The organism is Streptomyces sp. NBC_00390, assembly GCF_036057275.1.
In the GTDB taxonomy this organism is placed as follows: domain Bacteria; phylum Actinomycetota; class Actinomycetes; order Streptomycetales; family Streptomycetaceae; genus Streptomyces.
This window is the reverse complement of record NZ_CP107945.1, coordinates 2374499-2391104: the sequence shown is the minus strand read 5'-3', so window position 1 is coordinate 2391104 and position 16606 is coordinate 2374499. Positions and strand designations below refer to the sequence as shown.

The 16606-nt window shown below is 68.4% G+C and carries 12 protein-coding genes; 9 read left to right on the top strand and 3 right to left on the bottom strand.

Annotated features, from left to right (window positions below; all coding sequences use genetic code 11):
* Positions 1–107 precede the first annotated feature (107 nt).
* Positions 108–4079, bottom strand: a complete 3972-nt coding sequence (gene eccCa, locus OHS70_RS09755; RefSeq protein ID WP_328395755.1) for a type VII secretion protein EccCa — start codon at positions 4077–4079, stop codon at positions 108–110.
* A 224-nt stretch (positions 4080–4303) separates the two neighbouring features.
* Here eccCa and eccD point away from each other — a divergent pair, with 224 nt between their 5' ends.
* The 6 genes from eccD (at position 4304) to OHS70_RS09725 (ending at position 11368) form a co-directional block, all read left to right on the top strand.
* Positions 4304–5803 (top strand): type VII secretion integral membrane protein EccD, encoded by a 1500-nt coding sequence (gene eccD / locus OHS70_RS09750; RefSeq protein WP_328395753.1) that lies wholly within the window; start codon positions 4304–4306, stop codon positions 5801–5803.
* A 165-nt stretch (positions 5804–5968) separates the two neighbouring features.
* The gene (rpsO, locus tag OHS70_RS09745) at positions 5969–6259 is read left to right on the top strand and encodes a 30S ribosomal protein S15 (RefSeq protein ID WP_328395751.1); all 291 of its coding nucleotides are present in this window, start codon (positions 5969–5971) and stop codon (positions 6257–6259) included.
* Between the two features lie 274 nt (positions 6260–6533).
* Positions 6534–8756: a polyribonucleotide nucleotidyltransferase gene (locus OHS70_RS09740; RefSeq protein ID WP_328395749.1), complete on the top strand. Its 2223-nt coding sequence runs from the start codon at positions 6534–6536 to the stop codon at positions 8754–8756.
* Complete coding sequence (locus OHS70_RS09735; protein ID WP_328395747.1) at positions 8753–10132, top strand: M16 family metallopeptidase; 1380 nt, start codon at positions 8753–8755, stop codon at positions 10130–10132. Before OHS70_RS09740 ends, OHS70_RS09735 begins: the two co-directional genes overlap by 4 nt.
* A 16-nt stretch (positions 10133–10148) precedes the next feature.
* Positions 10149–10901 (top strand): 4-hydroxy-tetrahydrodipicolinate reductase, encoded by a 753-nt coding sequence (gene dapB, locus OHS70_RS09730; protein ID WP_328395745.1) that lies wholly within the window; start codon positions 10149–10151, stop codon positions 10899–10901.
* 14 nt (positions 10902–10915) lie between these two features.
* A complete protein-coding gene (locus OHS70_RS09725) occupies positions 10916–11368 on the top strand; it encodes a hypothetical protein (RefSeq protein ID WP_328395743.1) in 453 nt (150 codons plus the stop codon).
* Positions 11369–11391: 23 nt separating this feature from the next.
* Here the strand turns inward: OHS70_RS09725 and OHS70_RS09720 are convergent, their stop codons facing one another.
* Both OHS70_RS09720 and OHS70_RS09715 read right to left on the bottom strand, forming a co-directional pair.
* On the bottom strand, positions 11392–11946 hold the full coding sequence (locus tag OHS70_RS09720; protein WP_328395741.1) for a hypothetical protein: 555 nt from the start codon (positions 11944–11946) through the stop codon (positions 11392–11394).
* Between the two features lie 93 nt (positions 11947–12039).
* The gene (locus OHS70_RS09715) at positions 12040–12306 is read right to left on the bottom strand and encodes a hypothetical protein (RefSeq protein ID WP_328395739.1); all 267 of its coding nucleotides are present in this window, start codon (positions 12304–12306) and stop codon (positions 12040–12042) included.
* A 171-nt stretch (positions 12307–12477) separates the two neighbouring features.
* Here OHS70_RS09715 and thyX point away from each other — a divergent pair, with 171 nt between their 5' ends.
* The 3 genes from thyX (at position 12478) to OHS70_RS09700 (ending at position 16119) form a co-directional block, all read left to right on the top strand.
* Positions 12478–13215, top strand: a complete 738-nt coding sequence (gene thyX, locus OHS70_RS09710) for an FAD-dependent thymidylate synthase (RefSeq protein ID WP_328395737.1) — start codon at positions 12478–12480, stop codon at positions 13213–13215.
* 189 nt (positions 13216–13404) lie between these two features.
* Positions 13405–14304, top strand: coding sequence for a 4-hydroxy-tetrahydrodipicolinate synthase (gene dapA / locus OHS70_RS09705; protein ID WP_328395735.1), 900 nt, complete (start codon positions 13405–13407; stop codon positions 14302–14304).
* A gap of 129 nt (positions 14305–14433) precedes the next feature.
* Complete coding sequence (locus OHS70_RS09700; RefSeq protein WP_328395733.1) at positions 14434–16119, top strand: ribonuclease J; 1686 nt, start codon at positions 14434–14436, stop codon at positions 16117–16119.
* Positions 16120–16606: the final 487 nt, after the last annotated feature.

Below are 16606 nucleotides of genomic sequence, written 5' to 3'. Positions count from 1 at the left end.
CTTCAATTCCGTATCGACATCAACCTAAAGCTTGCGGGGGTCGACGAACCGGCCGAAGTCGACGAACGCCACCGCGAACACGCCCGCGAAGACCGCGGCCCCGATCATCAGGACTGCTCGCCCGGCATGAGCCCTGTCTGCACCAGCGGATTCCCCCTCTGCCGTGAGACGAAGACGCCCCGGCCCGCCGGCATCGGCCGCATCCTGACGCCGCCGAGCACGTCGCCTTCCTGCGGGTCGCCGGAGAGCAGCACACCCTGTGCGCCGAGCTCCATCATCCGCTGCATGAAGGGTTCGTACGAGGACCGGCTCGCTCCCGCCCCGCTGCGGGCGATGATGAAACGCACGCCCACATCGCGCGCGAACGGCAGGTGTTCCGTGAGCTTGGCCAGCGGATTGCCGCTCGACGTGGACACCAGGTCGTAGTCGTCGACCACGACGTACACGGAGGGGCCACGCCACCAGCTGCGGTCCCGCAGCTGCTGGGCCGTGACATCGGCCGACGGTGTACGGCGCTGCATCAGGTCGGCCAGCGCGTCCACGTGGTGGTCCATGTTGTTGGACATGGGAACGTACTCCGCCAGGTGCGTGGCCGGGGTGACGTCAAGCAGCGCGCGCCGGTTGTCGATCACGAAGAACTTGGCCGAGTCGCCGTCGTACCTCTCCGTCACCTGCTTGATGAGTAGCCGCAGAAGGTTGGACTTGCCGGACTCGCTCTCACCGAACACCAGGAAGAACGGGTCGCGGTCGAAGTTGACGAAGACCGGTTCCAGGCTGTTCTCGTCGATGGCGAAGGCCACACCCCGCTTCGGCTCCGCGAAGCCCGCCGGAAGGTCCCGCACCGGCAGTTCGCGCGGCAGCAGCCGCACCGACGGGGCGCCCGGCGCGGTCCAGTGCCGTGAGACCTCCTGCGCCATCGCGGCCGTGGCCTCGGACAGGTCGCTGTCGGAGTTGATGCCGTCGATGCGCGGCACGGCGCCCATGAAGTGGAGCTTCTCCGGCGTGATACCGCGTCCCGGCACACCCGTCGGGACGTTGACGGCGACCTTGCGGTCCACCTCCGAGTCCATGGTGTCGCCCAGACGCAGCTCGAGCCGGTTCATCAGGTGGTCCTTGAGGTTGGAGCGGACCTCCATCGAACGCGACGCCGTGAGGATCACGTGGATGCCGTAGCCCAGTCCGCGCGCCGCGATGTCCACGACGGCAGGCTCCAGGCCTTCGTAGTCGGTGCGGAAGTTGCCCCAGCCGTCGATGACCAGGAAGACGTCACCCCACGGCTGCTCCGTGGCGGAGATCTCTCCGCGCGCCCGCAGCCTGCGGTACGTGGCGATCGAATCGACGCCCGAGCTGCGGAAGAACTCCTCGCGCCGCGCCAGGATGCCGTACACCTCGGCCACCGTGCGCCGCACCTTCTCCGGGTCGAGGCGCGATGCGACGCCACCCACGTGCGGCAGGCCCGCGACGGACGACAAGCCGCCACCGCCGAAGTCGAGGCCGTAGAACTGCACTTCCTGCGGAGTGTGAGTCAGCGCGAAGGCCGAGACGATCGTCCTCAGCAGGGTCGACTTGCCCGACTGCGGACCGCCCACGATCTGCATGTGGCCGGCCGCGCCGGAGAAGTCCCGGTAGAGGGTGTCGCGGCGCTGCTCGTACGGCTTGTCGACGACGCCCAGCGGTACGACGAGCCGGCCGGCGCCCTCGTACCCGGGCTGCGTCAGACCGCGGCCCTCCACATCGGCAAGGCCGGGCAGGAGGGCGTCCAGCGGCGGCGGGTTGTCCAGCGGCGGCAGCCACACCTGATGCGCCTCCGCGCCCCGGCCCTCGAGCCGCCGCACGATCACATCGAGTACGGAGTCCGCGAGCGCGTCGTCCTCGGCCGTCCGTGCGTCCGGCACCCGTGTCTGGGAGGTGGGTTCGATGTAGCGGACCGGGACGGGGGCCGCGGTGAACGGCACCGGCCTGCGGTCCACCGGAAGGGGACCACCGGCGACAGCCGTGTGCTGGTTGTCGCGGTACACCCCGGAGACGTACGCCGCCTTGAAGCGCACCATCTCGTCCGTACCGAACTTCAGGTACCCGGAACCAGGCACATTGGGCAGCTGGTAGGCGTCGGGCACGCCGATCGCCGCACGCGACTCGGCCGCGGAGAAGGTGCGCAGACCGATCCGGTACGACAGGTACGTCTCGAGTCCCCGCAGACGGCCCTCCTCCAGCCGCTGGGACGCCAGCAGCAGATGGACGCCCAGCGAACGTCCGATACGTCCGATCTGCACGAACATCTCGATGAAGTCCGGCATGGCGGTGAGGAGTTCGCTGAACTCGTCGATGACGAGAACGAGCGACGGGATGGGCTGCAGCGGGGCGCCGGCGGCGCGCGCCTTCTCGTAGTCGTGGATGTTGGCGTAGTTGCCGGCGTCACGCAGCATCTCCTGGCGGCGGTTCAGCTCACCGCGGATGGAGTCGCCCATGCGGTCCACCAGGGTCAGATCGTCCGCCAGGTTGGTGATCACCGCCGCGACGTGGGGCATCTGGGACATACCGGCGAAGGTGGCGCCACCCTTGAAGTCCGCGAGGACGAAGTTGAGCGTCTCCGAGGAGTGTGTGACGGCAAGGCCCAGCACGAGCGTGCGCAGCAGCTCGGACTTGCCGGAACCGGTGGCACCCACGCACAGGCCGTGCGGGCCCATGCCCTCCTGAGCCGCTTCCTTGAGATCGAGCATCACGGGCGCGCCGTCCTCGCCCACGCCGATCGGTACGCGCAGCCGCTCCGACTGGGAACGGGGGCGCCAGGTACGGCTCACATCGACGGACGCCGCGTCACCGAGGTTCAGAAGGTCGGTGAAGTCGAGGTTGGCGAGCAGGGGTTCGTCGTCGTCCGAGCCCGAGGCGACCCGAAGGGGCGCGAGTTGGCGGGCGAGCGCCTCGGCGGCTTCGAGACTCAGCCGGTCGGGTGCTCCGTCGTACACCAGGCCGTGTCCCGACTCCAGCTGCAGCGAATCACGGTGCACGACCACCGACAACCCGCCGCGAGCGCCGGTCATTTCGCCCGGCACGACCTCGATGATGGTCACACCCTGCAGACCCTCAGCCGCCGCGAGCGCCGACATGGCGGGAATCGACTGTCCGTCGAGCACGACGACGATGTGCGGCTGGTCCAGGAGCGGGTGATTGCCGCCCTGGAAGCGCGGGCGTCCGTCGAGACGCCCGGCGAGCATGTCCTGCAGGTCCCGTGCATCGGTGGTGATCATCCGCCGGCTGCCCGCGCCGTCGCCGGCACCCGGGGCCTGGACGTGCGGGAGCCACTTCGCCCACTCCCACTGCGCAGCCGCTTCCGACCCGGCGGCGATGGCGATGACCAGGTCCTCGGGGGAATGCAGGGAGGCGAGCGACCCGACCATCGCGCGGGCCGCCGACCGGACGGACTCCGGCTCACCGCTCACCGTCAAGTGGTAGAAGGCGCGCAGCGATACGGCCATGGGCAGGCCGTCAAGGGTGCCGTGCGCGGTGAGGAACTGCTGCATCGCTCCGGCCGTGAGCGGCTCGAGGTCATCGACGGGGGCGGTGTCGGGGGCGATGAGGGGGGTGGCCAGCTGCTGGCTTCCCAGGCCGATGCGTACCTGTGCGAAGTCGGGATCGCCGACACGGCGTTCCCACACCCGGCTGCCTTCGGCGACCAGCGCCCACAACTGCTCGGGGGAGGGGTGGAGATAGAACTGTGCATCCCGCTGAAGACTCGCGGTGCGCAGCACGCTGCGCCTGGTCTGCGTCAGGTACTTCAGGTAGTCGCGCCGCAGATCTGCCAGCTGCCCCTGGGTGCCGCGCCGGTAGCGCACGAGCATGGCGATGGCCATGCCGACCGTGGACGCGATCATGATCATGCCCATGATCCGCATGATGGGATTCGGCGTCATGAAGAAGAAGACGACCGAACCGCCCATACCCAGCATCGGCAGCAACTGCATGAGTGCGCCCTCCTGCTGCCCTCTGGGCAGTTCGGGCGGGGGTTGCACCTGCACCTGCTCGCTGGGTACTTCGGACGGCAGGGCCCGTGGTGGGCGCTTGACGACGATCTGACTCACAGCTCACCAATTCCCTTGCCGGATGGAAATGTTCCTATCGGCGCCCCCGTGGCGACGGGTTCCATCCGCGGTGAGGGATCCTACTGGCGTACGAGGTAACGGGTGGGCGGTAGGGTGGCGCGACGTGTTTGCGCACCCATGAACTACCGCAAAAAAAGGGTCATTCGGAGCGCAACGCCAGTCCAACGATCCGAGAGATTCACGAGGGGAAGCAGCAGGTGAGTATGACGGCCCCAGCCGCGCCCACCGGAGCCGGCCAGCCGGCTCCCGCGACTCCGTCCAGCGGCGGCACCGGCTTCTGCCGGGTCACGGTCGTCGCGCCGGACGGGCGCGTCGACGTGGCACTGCCCGAGGACATCCCCGTCGCGGACCTCTACCCGGAGCTCCTGCGCCTGTCCGGACAGAGCCCGGCACCGGGCGCTCCCGTCGGCTACCACCTGGTGCGCCGCGACGGCACCGTGCTCGACGGCTCCCGTTCGCTCGCCGCCCAGCGGATCCTCGACGGCGAACTGCTCTCCCTGCGGCCCTTCGCCGAGTCGCTGCCGCCGGCCGTCTTCGACGATGTCTCCGATGCCGTCGCCTCCGCGGTCGCCCGCGACCGCACGCTGTGGACCGACAGCCTGATGCGCGGCGCCGGGCTCTTCGGCGGTTCGGTCCTGCTGGTGCTGGTCGCCTTCGTCCTGTGGAGCGCCGACCCGCGGCACGACATGCACGGCCTGCCGGGCATCCTGGCGGCCGTCACCGGCGTCCTGCTGCTCGCCCTGGCCGGCGTGCGCGCCCGGGTGTACGACGACCGCGGCTCGGCCGTCGCTCTGGGTATCGGTGCCATGGCCAATGCCGCTGTGGCCGGCGCCGGTCTTCTTGCGCCGGCGGAGGGGCAGGGCATCGGCAGGCTGCAGTTCCTGCTCGCCTGCGCCGCCGTCCTCGTCGTGGCCGTGATCCTCATGATCGTCGCGCCGGCCGGGGACGGCCCCTTCGTGGCGTTCGTCTTCGCTGCCGGCATCGGCCTGCTGGTGACCTTCGTCGCCATCCTGACCAAGCTGGAGCCGACCGAGACCGCCGCGGCGTGCTCGCCGCTCGCCGTGGGCGCCCTCGCCTTTTTGCCCGGCCTCTCCACACGCTTCGCCCGCCTTCCTATCGGCTTCGAGCCGCCCCGGACCTCCGTCGGTGACTACGGGTCCGACCCCGAGCCCCAGGGGCCCGTCGACGGCGAGCGCATCGCCGCCCAGGCACGGCGCGGCCACGAGCTGCTGGTGGGCCTCGTCGGCGGCTGCGCCCTCGTCGCCGTCGGATCCTCGGCGGTGCTCGGCTTCTCGGACAACGTGTGGGGCCAGCTGCTGGCTCTCGCCACCGGCGTCGCCATGCTGATGCGCGCCCACCTCTTCCGCTACACGGCCCAGGTCGGCTGCGCCCTCGCGGCGGGTCTCGGCTCCCTCGCGCTGCTCGGGCTGGGGCTGTGCCTGAACCCTCCGGCGGCACTGATGCGCGACGCCCTGAGGGGCGACAGCGCGGCTCTCGACATCCGTACGATCTGGCTGGCCGCCGCTGTCGCCGGAATCGCTGCGCTGATCATCGCCATCGGGCTGATCGTGCCGCGCAAGGGTGTCACGCCGTTCTGGGGGCGTTTCCTGGAGATCGCCGAGGCGTTCGTGCTGCTGACGCTCATCCCCCTGTGCCTCGCCGTGTTCGACGTCTACCACTCGATCCGGGCGCTGACGTCCTGAAGCGGCTGGTACGCTGTGTGACGGCCGTTTGTGTACGCGATACCCGGAGTCCCGCAGATTCCGGAGTGCAGCGCTCATCGGACCTTCGCCTCCGAGTCACGGAAGCTCCCCTGAGACAAAGACCAGGGGCACTCGTGGGCGCACGAACACCATGAGGAGTACCGAGTGTCTCTCGACGCCGCCACGAAGAAGCAGCTCATCGCCGAGTTCGGCACCAAGGAGGGCGACACCGGCTCCCCCGAGGTCCAGGTCGCGATGCTCTCCCGCCGTATCTCGGACCTGACCGAGCACCTCAAGACCCACAAGCACGACCACCACTCCCGTCGTGGTCTGCTGATCCTGGTCGGCCAGCGCCGCCGCCTGCTGCAGTACCTGGCCAAGAAGGACATCCAGCGCTTCCGTACCCTGGTCGACCGCCTCGGCATCCGCCGTGGCGCGGCCGGCGGTGCCAAGTAAGACGCCGTGAAGGGAGCGGTTCCCACTCTTAGGGGGCCGCTCCCTTTGCTGTACGTGCGCGATGTGCCGGACGCCAATTAGTCTGGTCACACAACGCCACATCCATCGAGCGAGAAGCCGCCTCCTCGCCGCCGGTCCTCGGTAGTGGCCCCCGGACACCACAATCCGGGTGCTTCGATCGAAGACCGGCCCGCACCCCAGGCGCGCTTCTCCATCATCGTCCTCCACCACACGGGTGCATGGACGAAAAGACGAAACGTAGGAGAAACCGCTAGTGGAGAACGAGACCCACTACGCCGAGGCCGTCATTGACAACGGCACTTTCGGCACCCGCACCATCCGCTTCGAGACGGGCCGCCTGGCCAAGCAGGCCGCCGGCTCCGCCGTGGCGTACCTGGACGACGACACCATGGTGCTGTCGGCCACCACGGCTTCCAAGAAGCCGAAGGACCAGCTCGACTTCTTCCCCCTGACGGTGGACGTCGAGGAGCGGATGTACGCAGCCGGTAAGATCCCCGGCTCCTTCTTCCGTCGTGAGGGCCGGCCCTCCGAGGACGCGATCCTCACCTGCCGCCTGATCGACCGCCCGCTGCGCCCGTCCTTCAAGAAGGGCCTGCGCAATGAGATCCAGATCGTCGAGACGATCATGGCGCTCAACCCCGACCACCTGTACGACGTGGTCGCGATCAACGCCGCCTCCTGCTCCACGCAGCTGGCCGGCCTGCCCTTCTCCGGCCCGATCGGCGGCACCCGTGTCGCCCTGATCAAGGGCCAGTGGGTCGCCTTCCCGACGCACACCGAACTCGAGGACGCCGTCTTCGACATGGTGGTCGCCGGTCGCGTCCTGGAGGACGGCGACGTCGCGATCATGATGGTCGAGGCCGAGGCCACCGAGAAGACGATCGAGCTTGTCAAGGGCGGCGCCGAGGCGCCGACCGAGGAGGTCGTCGCCGCAGGTCTCGAGGCTGCCAAGCCCTTCATCAAGGTCCTGTGCAAGGCTCAGTCGGACCTCGCCGCCAAGGCTGCCAAGCCGACCGGCGACTTCCCGGTCTTCCTCGACTACCAGGACGACGTCCTGGAGGCGCTGACTGCCGCTGTCAAGGGTGAGCTCGCCCAGGCGCTGACCATTGCCGGCAAGCAGGAGCGCGAGGCCGAGCTCGACCGCATCAAGGAGATCGCCGCCGAGAAGCTGCTCCCGCAGTTCGAGGGCCGCGAGAAGGAGATCTCCGGTGCCTACCGCGCGCTGACCAAGAAGCTGGTCCGCGAACGCGTCATCAAGGAGAAGGTCCGCATCGACGGCCGTGGCGTCACGGACATCCGTACGCTCGCCGCCGAGGTCGAGGCCATCCCGCGCGTGCACGGCTCGGCTCTGTTCGAGCGTGGCGAGACCCAGATCCTGGGCGTCACCACCCTCAACATGCTCCGTATGGAGCAGCAGCTGGACACCCTCTCCCCGGTGACCCGCAAGCGCTACATGCACAACTACAACTTCCCGCCGTACTCCGTCGGTGAGACCGGCCGCGTGGGCTCGCCCAAGCGCCGCGAGATCGGCCACGGTGCGCTCGCCGAGCGCGCCATCGTGCCGGTGCTGCCGTCGCGCGAGGAGTTCCCGTACGCGATCCGCCAGGTCTCCGAGGCGCTGGGCTCCAACGGCTCGACGTCCATGGGCTCGGTCTGCGCCTCCACCATGTCGCTGCTGAACGCCGGTGTGCCGCTCAAGGCCCCCGTCGCCGGTATCGCCATGGGTCTGATCTCCCAGGAGATCGACGGCGAGACGCACTACGTCGCCCTCACCGACATCCTCGGTGCGGAGGACGCCTTCGGTGACATGGACTTCAAGGTCGCCGGTACGAAGACCTTCGTCACCGCGCTCCAGCTCGACACCAAGCTCGACGGCATCCCCGCCTCGGTCCTGGCCGCCGCGCTGAAGCAGGCCCGCGACGCCCGCCTCCACATCCTCGACGTGATGAACGAGGCCATCGACGTCCCGGACGAGATGTCCCCGAACGCCCCGCGGATCATCACGGTCAAGATCCCGGTGGACAAGATCGGTGAGGTCATCGGCCCCAAGGGCAAGATGATCAACCAGATCCAGGAGGACACCGGCGCCGACATCACGATCGAGGACGACGGCACCATCTACATCGGTGCCGCCGACGGGCCGGCCGCCGAGGCCGCCCGCGCCACGATCAACGGCATCGCCAACCCGACCATGCCGGAGGTCGGCGAGCGCTACCTGGGCACGGTCGTCAAGACGACCACCTTCGGTGCGTTCGTGTCCCTGCTCCCGGGCAAGGACGGCCTGCTGCACATCTCGCAGATCCGCAAGCTTGCCGGCGGCAAGCGCGTGGAGAACGTCGAGGACGTCGTCGCCGTGGGCTCCAAGGTCCAGGTCGAGATCGCCGAGATCGACTCCCGCGGCAAGCTCTCCCTGATCCCCGTGATCGAGGGCGAAGAGAGCTCGGACCCCGAGACGAAGGACGACGCCGCCAAGTGACGTCCCGTAGTTCCAGGACGACGGCCCGCACCTCCTCGGAGGCGCGGGCCGTCGCCCGTACCCAAACACTTCTCCCCGGCAAGGACGGCATCGGTACGGTCCGTCGCACCACGCTTCCCGGCGGACTGCGTATCGTCACCGAGTCCCTGCCCTCCGTGCGCTCCGCCACCTTCGGGATCTGGGCGAACGTCGGCTCACGCGACGAGACGCCCTCACTCGGCGGCGCCACGCACTACCTCGAGCACCTCCTGTTCAAGGGCACGCACAAGCGCTCCGCCCTCGACATCTCGTCCGCGATCGACGCGGTCGGCGGCGAGATGAACGCCTTCACGGCGAAGGAGTACACCTGCTACTACGCACGGGTGCTCGACACCGATCTGCCGCTCGCCATCGACGTGGTCTGCGACATGCTCACCGGCTCGCTGATCCTGCAGGAGGACGTCGACGCCGAGCGGGGCGTGATTCTCGAAGAGATCGCGATGACCGAGGACGACCCGGGCGACTGCGTGCACGACCTGTTCGCGCACACCATGTTCGGCGACACCCCGCTGGGCCGTCCGGTCCTCGGCACCGTCGACACGGTCAACGCACTCGGCGCGGACCGTGTCCGCCGCTTCTACAAGAAGCACTACGACCCGACCCACCTCGTCGTCGCAGCAGCGGGCAACATCGACCACCAGACGGTCGTACGACAGGTCCGCCGCGCCTTCGAGCAGGCCGGCGCCCTGTCCCGTACGGACGCGGTCCCCACCCCGCCCCGGGACGGACACCGTGCCCTGCGCACCGCGGGCCGCGTCGACCTGCAAAGCCGCAGGACCGAGCAGGCACACGTCGTGCTCGGCATGCCGGGCCTCGCCCGCACCGACGAGCGCCGCTGGGCGCTCGGCGTGCTGAACACCGCGCTCGGCGGCGGTATGTCCTCGCGGCTGTTCCAGGAGGTCCGGGAGAAGCGCGGTCTCGCCTACAGCGTGTACTCGTACACCTCGGGCTTCGCCGACACCGGCCTGTTCGGCGTCTACGCGGGCTGCCGCCCGAGCCAGGTCCACGACGTCCTCAAGATCTGCCGCGACGAGCTCGACCGGGTCGCCTCCGAGGGCCTCGCGGACGACGAGATCAGCCGCGCCGTCGGCCAGCTCTCCGGTTCCACCGTGCTGGGCCTGGAGGACACGGGCGCGCTGATGAACCGCATCGGCAAGAGCGAACTGTGCTGGGGCTCGCAGATGTCGGTCGACGAGATGCTCGCCCGCATATCCGCGGTCACCCCCGACGAGGTACGCGCGGTGGCCCGCGACGTACTGGGACAGCGCCCGTCGCTGTCGGTGATCGGCCCGCTCAAGGACAAGCAGGCGGACCGCCTCCACGAAGCGGTCTCCTAACCCGTAAGGAAGAGCAATGAGCAAGCTGCGCGTGGCCGTTCTGGGTGCCCAGGGCCGAATCGGCTCCGAGGCCGTACGGGCCGTCGAGGCCGCCGACGACATGGAACTGGTCGCTGCCCTCGGCCGGGACGACAAGCTGGAGACCCTCGTGGAGTCCGGCGCCCAGGTCGTCGTCGAGCTGACCGTCCCGGCGTCGGTGATGGGCAACCTCGACTTCTGCGTACGCCACGGGATGCACGCGGTCGTCGGCACCACGGGCTGGACCGACGAACGCCTCGCGCAGCTCCGTGCCTCGCTCACCGCCTCGCCCGGGACTGGGGTGCTCATCGCACCCAACTTCTCCATCGGCGCCGTTCTCACCATGAAGTTCGCCCAGCAGGCTGCGCGCTACTTCGAGTCCGTCGAGGTCGTCGAACTGCACCACCCGAACAAGGCCGATGCCCCGAGCGGCACCGCGACCCGCACCGCCCAGCTCATCGCCGCTGCCCGTGCGGAGGCCGGCTGCGCGCCGCAGCCCGACGCCACCGTCTCCGCCCTGGACGGCGCACGCGGCGCCGACGTCGACGGCGTCCCCGTGCACGCGGTGCGGCTGCGCGGCCTCCTGGCCCATCAGGAGGTCCTGCTCGGCGGCGAGGGCGAGACCCTGACCATCAGGCACGACTCTCTGCACCACAGCAGCTTCATGCCCGGCATCCTGCTCGGCGTGCGCCGTGTGGTGTCCACTCCCGGCCTCACGTTCGGCCTGGAAAACTTCCTCGACCTGGGCTGAGCAGGACCTCGACCATGCGCGCAAAGATCTCGTACTTCGTCACGGCGGCCGTCCTGGTCGTCTACTTCGTCCTGGTCGGCAGCCGTGGTGTGATGCTGCTCCAGCAAGGCACCGCGCTGACCGTCACCTTCGGTGCCGCTGTGCTGATCCTGCCGGTGATCGGCGTCTGGTTCCTGTGGAAGAACACCGAGTTCGTCAAGAAGGCCAACGCCCTCGCCGCCGAACTGGACGCCGAGGGCGGGCTGCCGGTGGACGAGCTGGCCCGTACGCCCGGCGGGCGTATCGACCGGGACTCGGCGGACGAGGTGTTCGCCAAGCGCCGTGCCGAGACCGAGGATTCACCGGACGACTGGCGCTGCTGGTTCCGGCTGGCCGTCGCCTACCACGATGCGCGTGACACCCCACGCGCGCGCAGGGCGATGCAGCGCGCGATCGCCCTGCACGACGGCAGGCCGCTGCCGAGCTGATCCGGCCTGTCCGGACGAGAGGCCTAGCCGCGCCGATACTCGTCGCCCCAGGCCTCCACGGTGTCGGTGGCACGATCGAAGGCCTCGGGCCGGGACAGGAAGTCGGCGTTGTGGTCGGTGAGCAGCAGGAGCGGCTCGTCGTTCGGATGTACGACGACGAGTGCCTGTCCCTGCACGGTCCGCGGCAGCCCCAGCCAGCGCACCGGCTGCTGCACCGTACGCAGCGCCGAAGCGCGGTCCCACGACAGCGTGGTGGTGGAGAAGAACGCCACCCTGCGCACTCCGTTCCGGCTGACCCAGGTACCCATGCGGAGCAGCCGGAGCGCGGTGGCGATCACCATGACACCGATCAGCAGACACACCGCCGCGCCCGGCAGAGCACCGGCGAAAGCGATGATCATCGCGGCGAGCAGCACGAACGAGGCGAGCAGCAGTAGCAGCGCCGCCGTTCCGACCCGCCACGGGCCGGGACGGTAGGGCCGCCGCCACTGGTCGTGGTCGTCGAAGGGCAGTGCGACGTCGTCGGAACCGTCGGCAGCGCCGAAAGCACGGTCGGCCGTCAGAAAAGGCAGGGTCACGACTGATCCTCACTCACCAGCACACTCGATTGGGCTGTGACCGGTGAGGCTACCGAGGGGGATGTGGTGCGACCACCCCAGGGCCCGGACGGCTCAGCGGCCATCCGACGCCTCGGACTGCTGCACCTGCCCGGTCGCCTTGCCGGTCTCCAGAGCGGGGAGCCCGAACAGAAGAGAGCCGACCAGCCCCGCTACGACGGTCAGCCCGATCAGCGTACGGCCCGCGAGAGCGGACAGGGTCGGCCGTTCACGGGGCGGGGGAGTGACGTTGCTGCGGAAGCGGTCGGCCTCGGCGACGAATGCGAACGGAACGGTCTCGCGCCCGGGGGCGCGGCCCAGCGGCTGCTGGGGGAGGAACATCAGGGATTCTCCTTGCCATTCTGTGACGGGACGTTGCTACTGGTACAGACGAGCAGAACCGCCGCTTGGTGCCGGAATTCCACAGATTTACTCAGAGGGGGGCAGCGACGCCTGGAACGGGTACGTCGTTAGAGTGGGCGCCGCCGCAGCGTTCACTTGGAAGGACCCCTGGTGCTCGACACCCCCACCGAGATCAAGCCGAGCTTCCGCAGCGATGTCACCGTCGAGCTGGTGAAGCACACTGCGGGAGACTCCGACGTACTGTGGGCCGCCCGTGTGTCCACGGCAGGTGAGCAGTCGCTCGAAGAGCTCTCGAAGGACCCGGAGCGCTCCAAGGGCCTCATCAATTACCTGATGCGCGACCGCCACGGCAGCCCATTCGAGCACAACTCGATGACCTTCTTCATCAGCGCCCCGATCTTCGTCTTCCGCGAGTTCATGCGGCACCGTGCCGGCTGGTCGTACAACGAGGAGTCCGGCCGCTACCGCCGGCTGGAGCCCGTCTTCTACATCCCGGACGCCGAGCGCAAGCTCGTCCAGGAGGGCCGCCCCGGGAAGTACGTCTTCGTGGAGGGCACCCAGGCGCAGCAGGAGCTCACCGGCCGCGTCATGCAGGACTCGTACCGTCAGGCGTACGAGGCGTACCAGGAGATGCTCGACGCGGGTGTGGCCCGCGAGGTGGCCCGCTCGGTCCTCCCGGTCGGCCTCTACTCCTCCATGTACGCCACCTGCAACGCCCGCTCGCTGATGCACTTCCTCGGCCTGAGGACGCAGCACGAGGATGCCAGGGTCCCTTCCTTCCCGCAGCGCGAGATCGAGATGGTCGGCGAGAGGATGGAGCAGCAGTGGGCAAAGCTCATGCCGCTCACCTACGCCGCCTTCAACGCCAACGGTCGCGTCGCCCCGTAGGGCACAGATGTCCGATCAGCCCCGAGAAGTGTCCGTATTGCGGCGTTTCGAGAAGTTCATCTAGGCTGATCAAACGGACCCGGCACTGCTTGAACCCCCGAGCAGGCAGTGCCGGGCTCCACATACCACGTTGTACGTCACGTCCCCCGAGGGGACACCGCGGACTGAGCAGCGAGTAGCGTGTTACCCATGGCTCCGATCTCCACTCCGCAGACCCCCTTCGGGAGGGTCCTCACCGCCATGGTCACGCCTTTCACGGCGGACGGCGGACTCGACCTCGCGGGCGCCCAGCGACTGGCCGCGCATCTGGTCGACGCAGGCAACGACGGCCTGATCATCAACGGCACCACCGGTGAGTCGCCCACCACCAGCGACGTGGAGAAAGACCAGCTCGTACGGGCCGTACTCGAAGCGGTCGGAGACCGGGCCCATGTCGTCGCCGGCATCGGCACGAACGACACCCGTCACAGCATCGAGCTCGCACGCGCCGCGGAACGCGCCGGCGCACACGGCCTGCTCGCCGTGACGCCGTACTACAACAAGCCCCCGCAGGAGGGCCTGCTCCGTCACTTCTCGGCCATCGCGGACTCCACCGGGCTCCCGGTGATGCTGTACGACATCCCCGGCCGCAGCGGCGTCCCGATCGACACCGAGACGATCGTCCGCCTCGCCGACCACCCGCGGATCGTCGCCAACAAGGACGCCAAGGGCGACCTGGGCCGCGCCAGCTGGGCCATCGCCCGCAGCGGCCTCGCCTGGTACTCCGGCGACGACATGCTCAACCTCCCGCTGCTCTCCGTCGGCGCGGTCGGCTTCGTCTCGGTCGTCGGCCATGTCGTCACCCCGGAGCTGCGAGCCCTTCTCGACGCCCACCTCAACGGTGACGTCCAGAAGGCGACCGAGATCCACCAGAAGCTGCTCCCCGTCTTCACCGGGATGTTCCGCACCCAGGGGGTCATCACCACCAAGGCCGCGCTGGCCCTCCAGGGCCTGCCCGCCGGTCCGTTGCGCCTGCCTCTGGTGGAGCTCTCCCCGGAGGAAACCGCCCAGCTCAAGATCGACCTGGCGGCCGGCGGGGTACAGCTCTGAACAGACTTCATAACTGAATATCCGAGGAATGCCGACCGGCGTGGTCGGCCACAGACAACAGCAAGTGCACGAATGTCATGTACGCCACGTGCCTGAGCGGCACGTGGCGTACGTGGTGAGGAGAGTCTTTTGAGTCATCCGCATCCCGAACTCGGCGCGCCTCCCAAACTGCCCAAGGGCGGCCTGCGCGTCACCCCGCTCGGCGGCCTCGGGGAAATCGGCCGCAACATGACGGTCTTCGAATACGACGGCCGACTGCTCATCGTCGACTGCGGCGTCCTCTTCCCGGAGGAGGAGCAGCCAGGAATCGACCTGATCCTGCCTGACTTCACCACCATCCGGGACCGCCTCGACGACGTCGAGGGCATCGTGCTCACGCACGGCCACGAGGACCACATCGGCGGCGTCCCCTTCCTGCTCCGGCTGAAGCCCGACATCCCGCTCATCGGCTCCAAGCTGACCCTCGCGCTGATCGAGGCCAAGCTCCAGGAGCACCGCATCCGCCCGTACACCCTCGAGGTGAGCGAGGGGCAGCGCGAGCGCATCGGCGCCTTCGAATGCGAGTTCATCGCCGTCAACCACTCCATCCCCGACGCCCTGGCCGTCGCCATCCGCACCCCCGCGGGCATGGTCGTCCACACGGGCGACTTCAAGATGGACCAGCTCCCGATGGACGGGCGCCTCACCGACCTGCACGCGTTCGCGCGGCTCAGCGAGGAGGGCATCGACCTCCTCCTGTCCGACTCGACGAACGCCGAGGTCCCGGGCTTCGTTCCGCCCGAGAAGGACATCTCCAACGTCCTGCGGACCGTCTTCGCTAACGCCCAGAAGCGCATCATCGTGGCCAGCTTCGCGAGCCACGTCCACCGCATCCAGCAGATCCTCGACGCCGCGCACGAGTACGGCCGCCGTGTGGCCTTCGTCGGCCGCTCGATGGTCCGGAACATGGGCATCGCGCGCGACCTCGGCTATCTGAAGGTCCCGGCCGGCCTGGTCGTGGACGTCAAGACGCTGGACGACCTTCCCGATCATGAGGTCGTGCTCGTCTGCACGGGCTCGCAGGGCGAGCCCATGGCGGCTCTGTCCCGGATGGCCAACCGCGACCACCAGATCCGAATCGTCCAGGGCGACACGGTGATCCTGGCGTCGTCCCTGATCCCGGGCAACGAGAACGCGGTCTACCGCGTGATCAACGGCCTGACCCGCTGGGGCGCGAACGTCATCCACAAGGGCAACGCCAAGGTCCATGTCTCGGGCCATGCGTCGGCCGGCGAGCTGCTGTACTTCTACAACATCTGCAAGCCGAAGAACCTGATGCCGGTCCACGGCGAGTGGCGCCATCTGCGCGCCAACGCCGAGCTCGGCGCGCTGACCGGTGTTCCCAAGGACCACATCGTCATCGCCGAGGACGGAGTGGTCGTCGACCTCGTCGACGGCAAGGCCAGGATCGTGGGCAAGGTCCAGGCCGGCTATGTGTACGTCGACGGCCTCTCGGTCGGCGATGTCACCGAGGCCTCCCTCAAGGACCGCCGCATCCTCGGCGACGAGGGCATCATCTCGGTGTTCGTGGTGGTCGATTCCGCGACCGGCAAGATCGTCGGCGGGGCGAACATCCACGCACGGGGCTCCGGCATCGAGGACTCCGCGTTCGACGTGGTGATTCCGAAGATCGAGGAAGCCATCCACAAGTCCGCTGCTGACGGCGTGTCCGAGCCCCACCAGCTGCAGCAGCTGATCCGCCGATCGGTCGGCAAGTGGGTCTCCGACACCTACCGGCGACGCCCGATGATCCTCCCCGTCGTCGTCGAGGTCTGACGCTCACGACGAAGGTCGTCCTGGAGCGGAGCCCTCGATTTGCATCGGGGCGCTCCGCTCCAGTACGTTTACGTCTCCACCCGAACGGAACGCGGGCACCTGTGTGCTCGATTCACGGTCTCCGAACCGGGTGGGAATTCCGACTCAGAATCTCTGATAAAGTCGGTCCAGCCGAAAGGCAAAAGGCCCCCAACGGCCACCGGAAACGAAATCCGAACCGGAAACGGAACGGAAAAAGAATCTGGTAAGGTTGGAAACGCAAGACCGAAGGGAAGCGCCCGGAGGAAAGCCCGAGAGGGTGAGTACAAAGGAAGCGTCCGTTCCTTGAGAACTCAACAGCGTGCCAAAAATCAACGCCAGATATGTTGATACCCCGTCCATCTTCGGATGGCAGGGTTCCTTTGTAGAAACACAGCGAGGACGCTGTGTGCGACGGGGACTATTCCTCCCTGTCGCACCGCTCTCGTGGTGTCGACCCGATTACGGG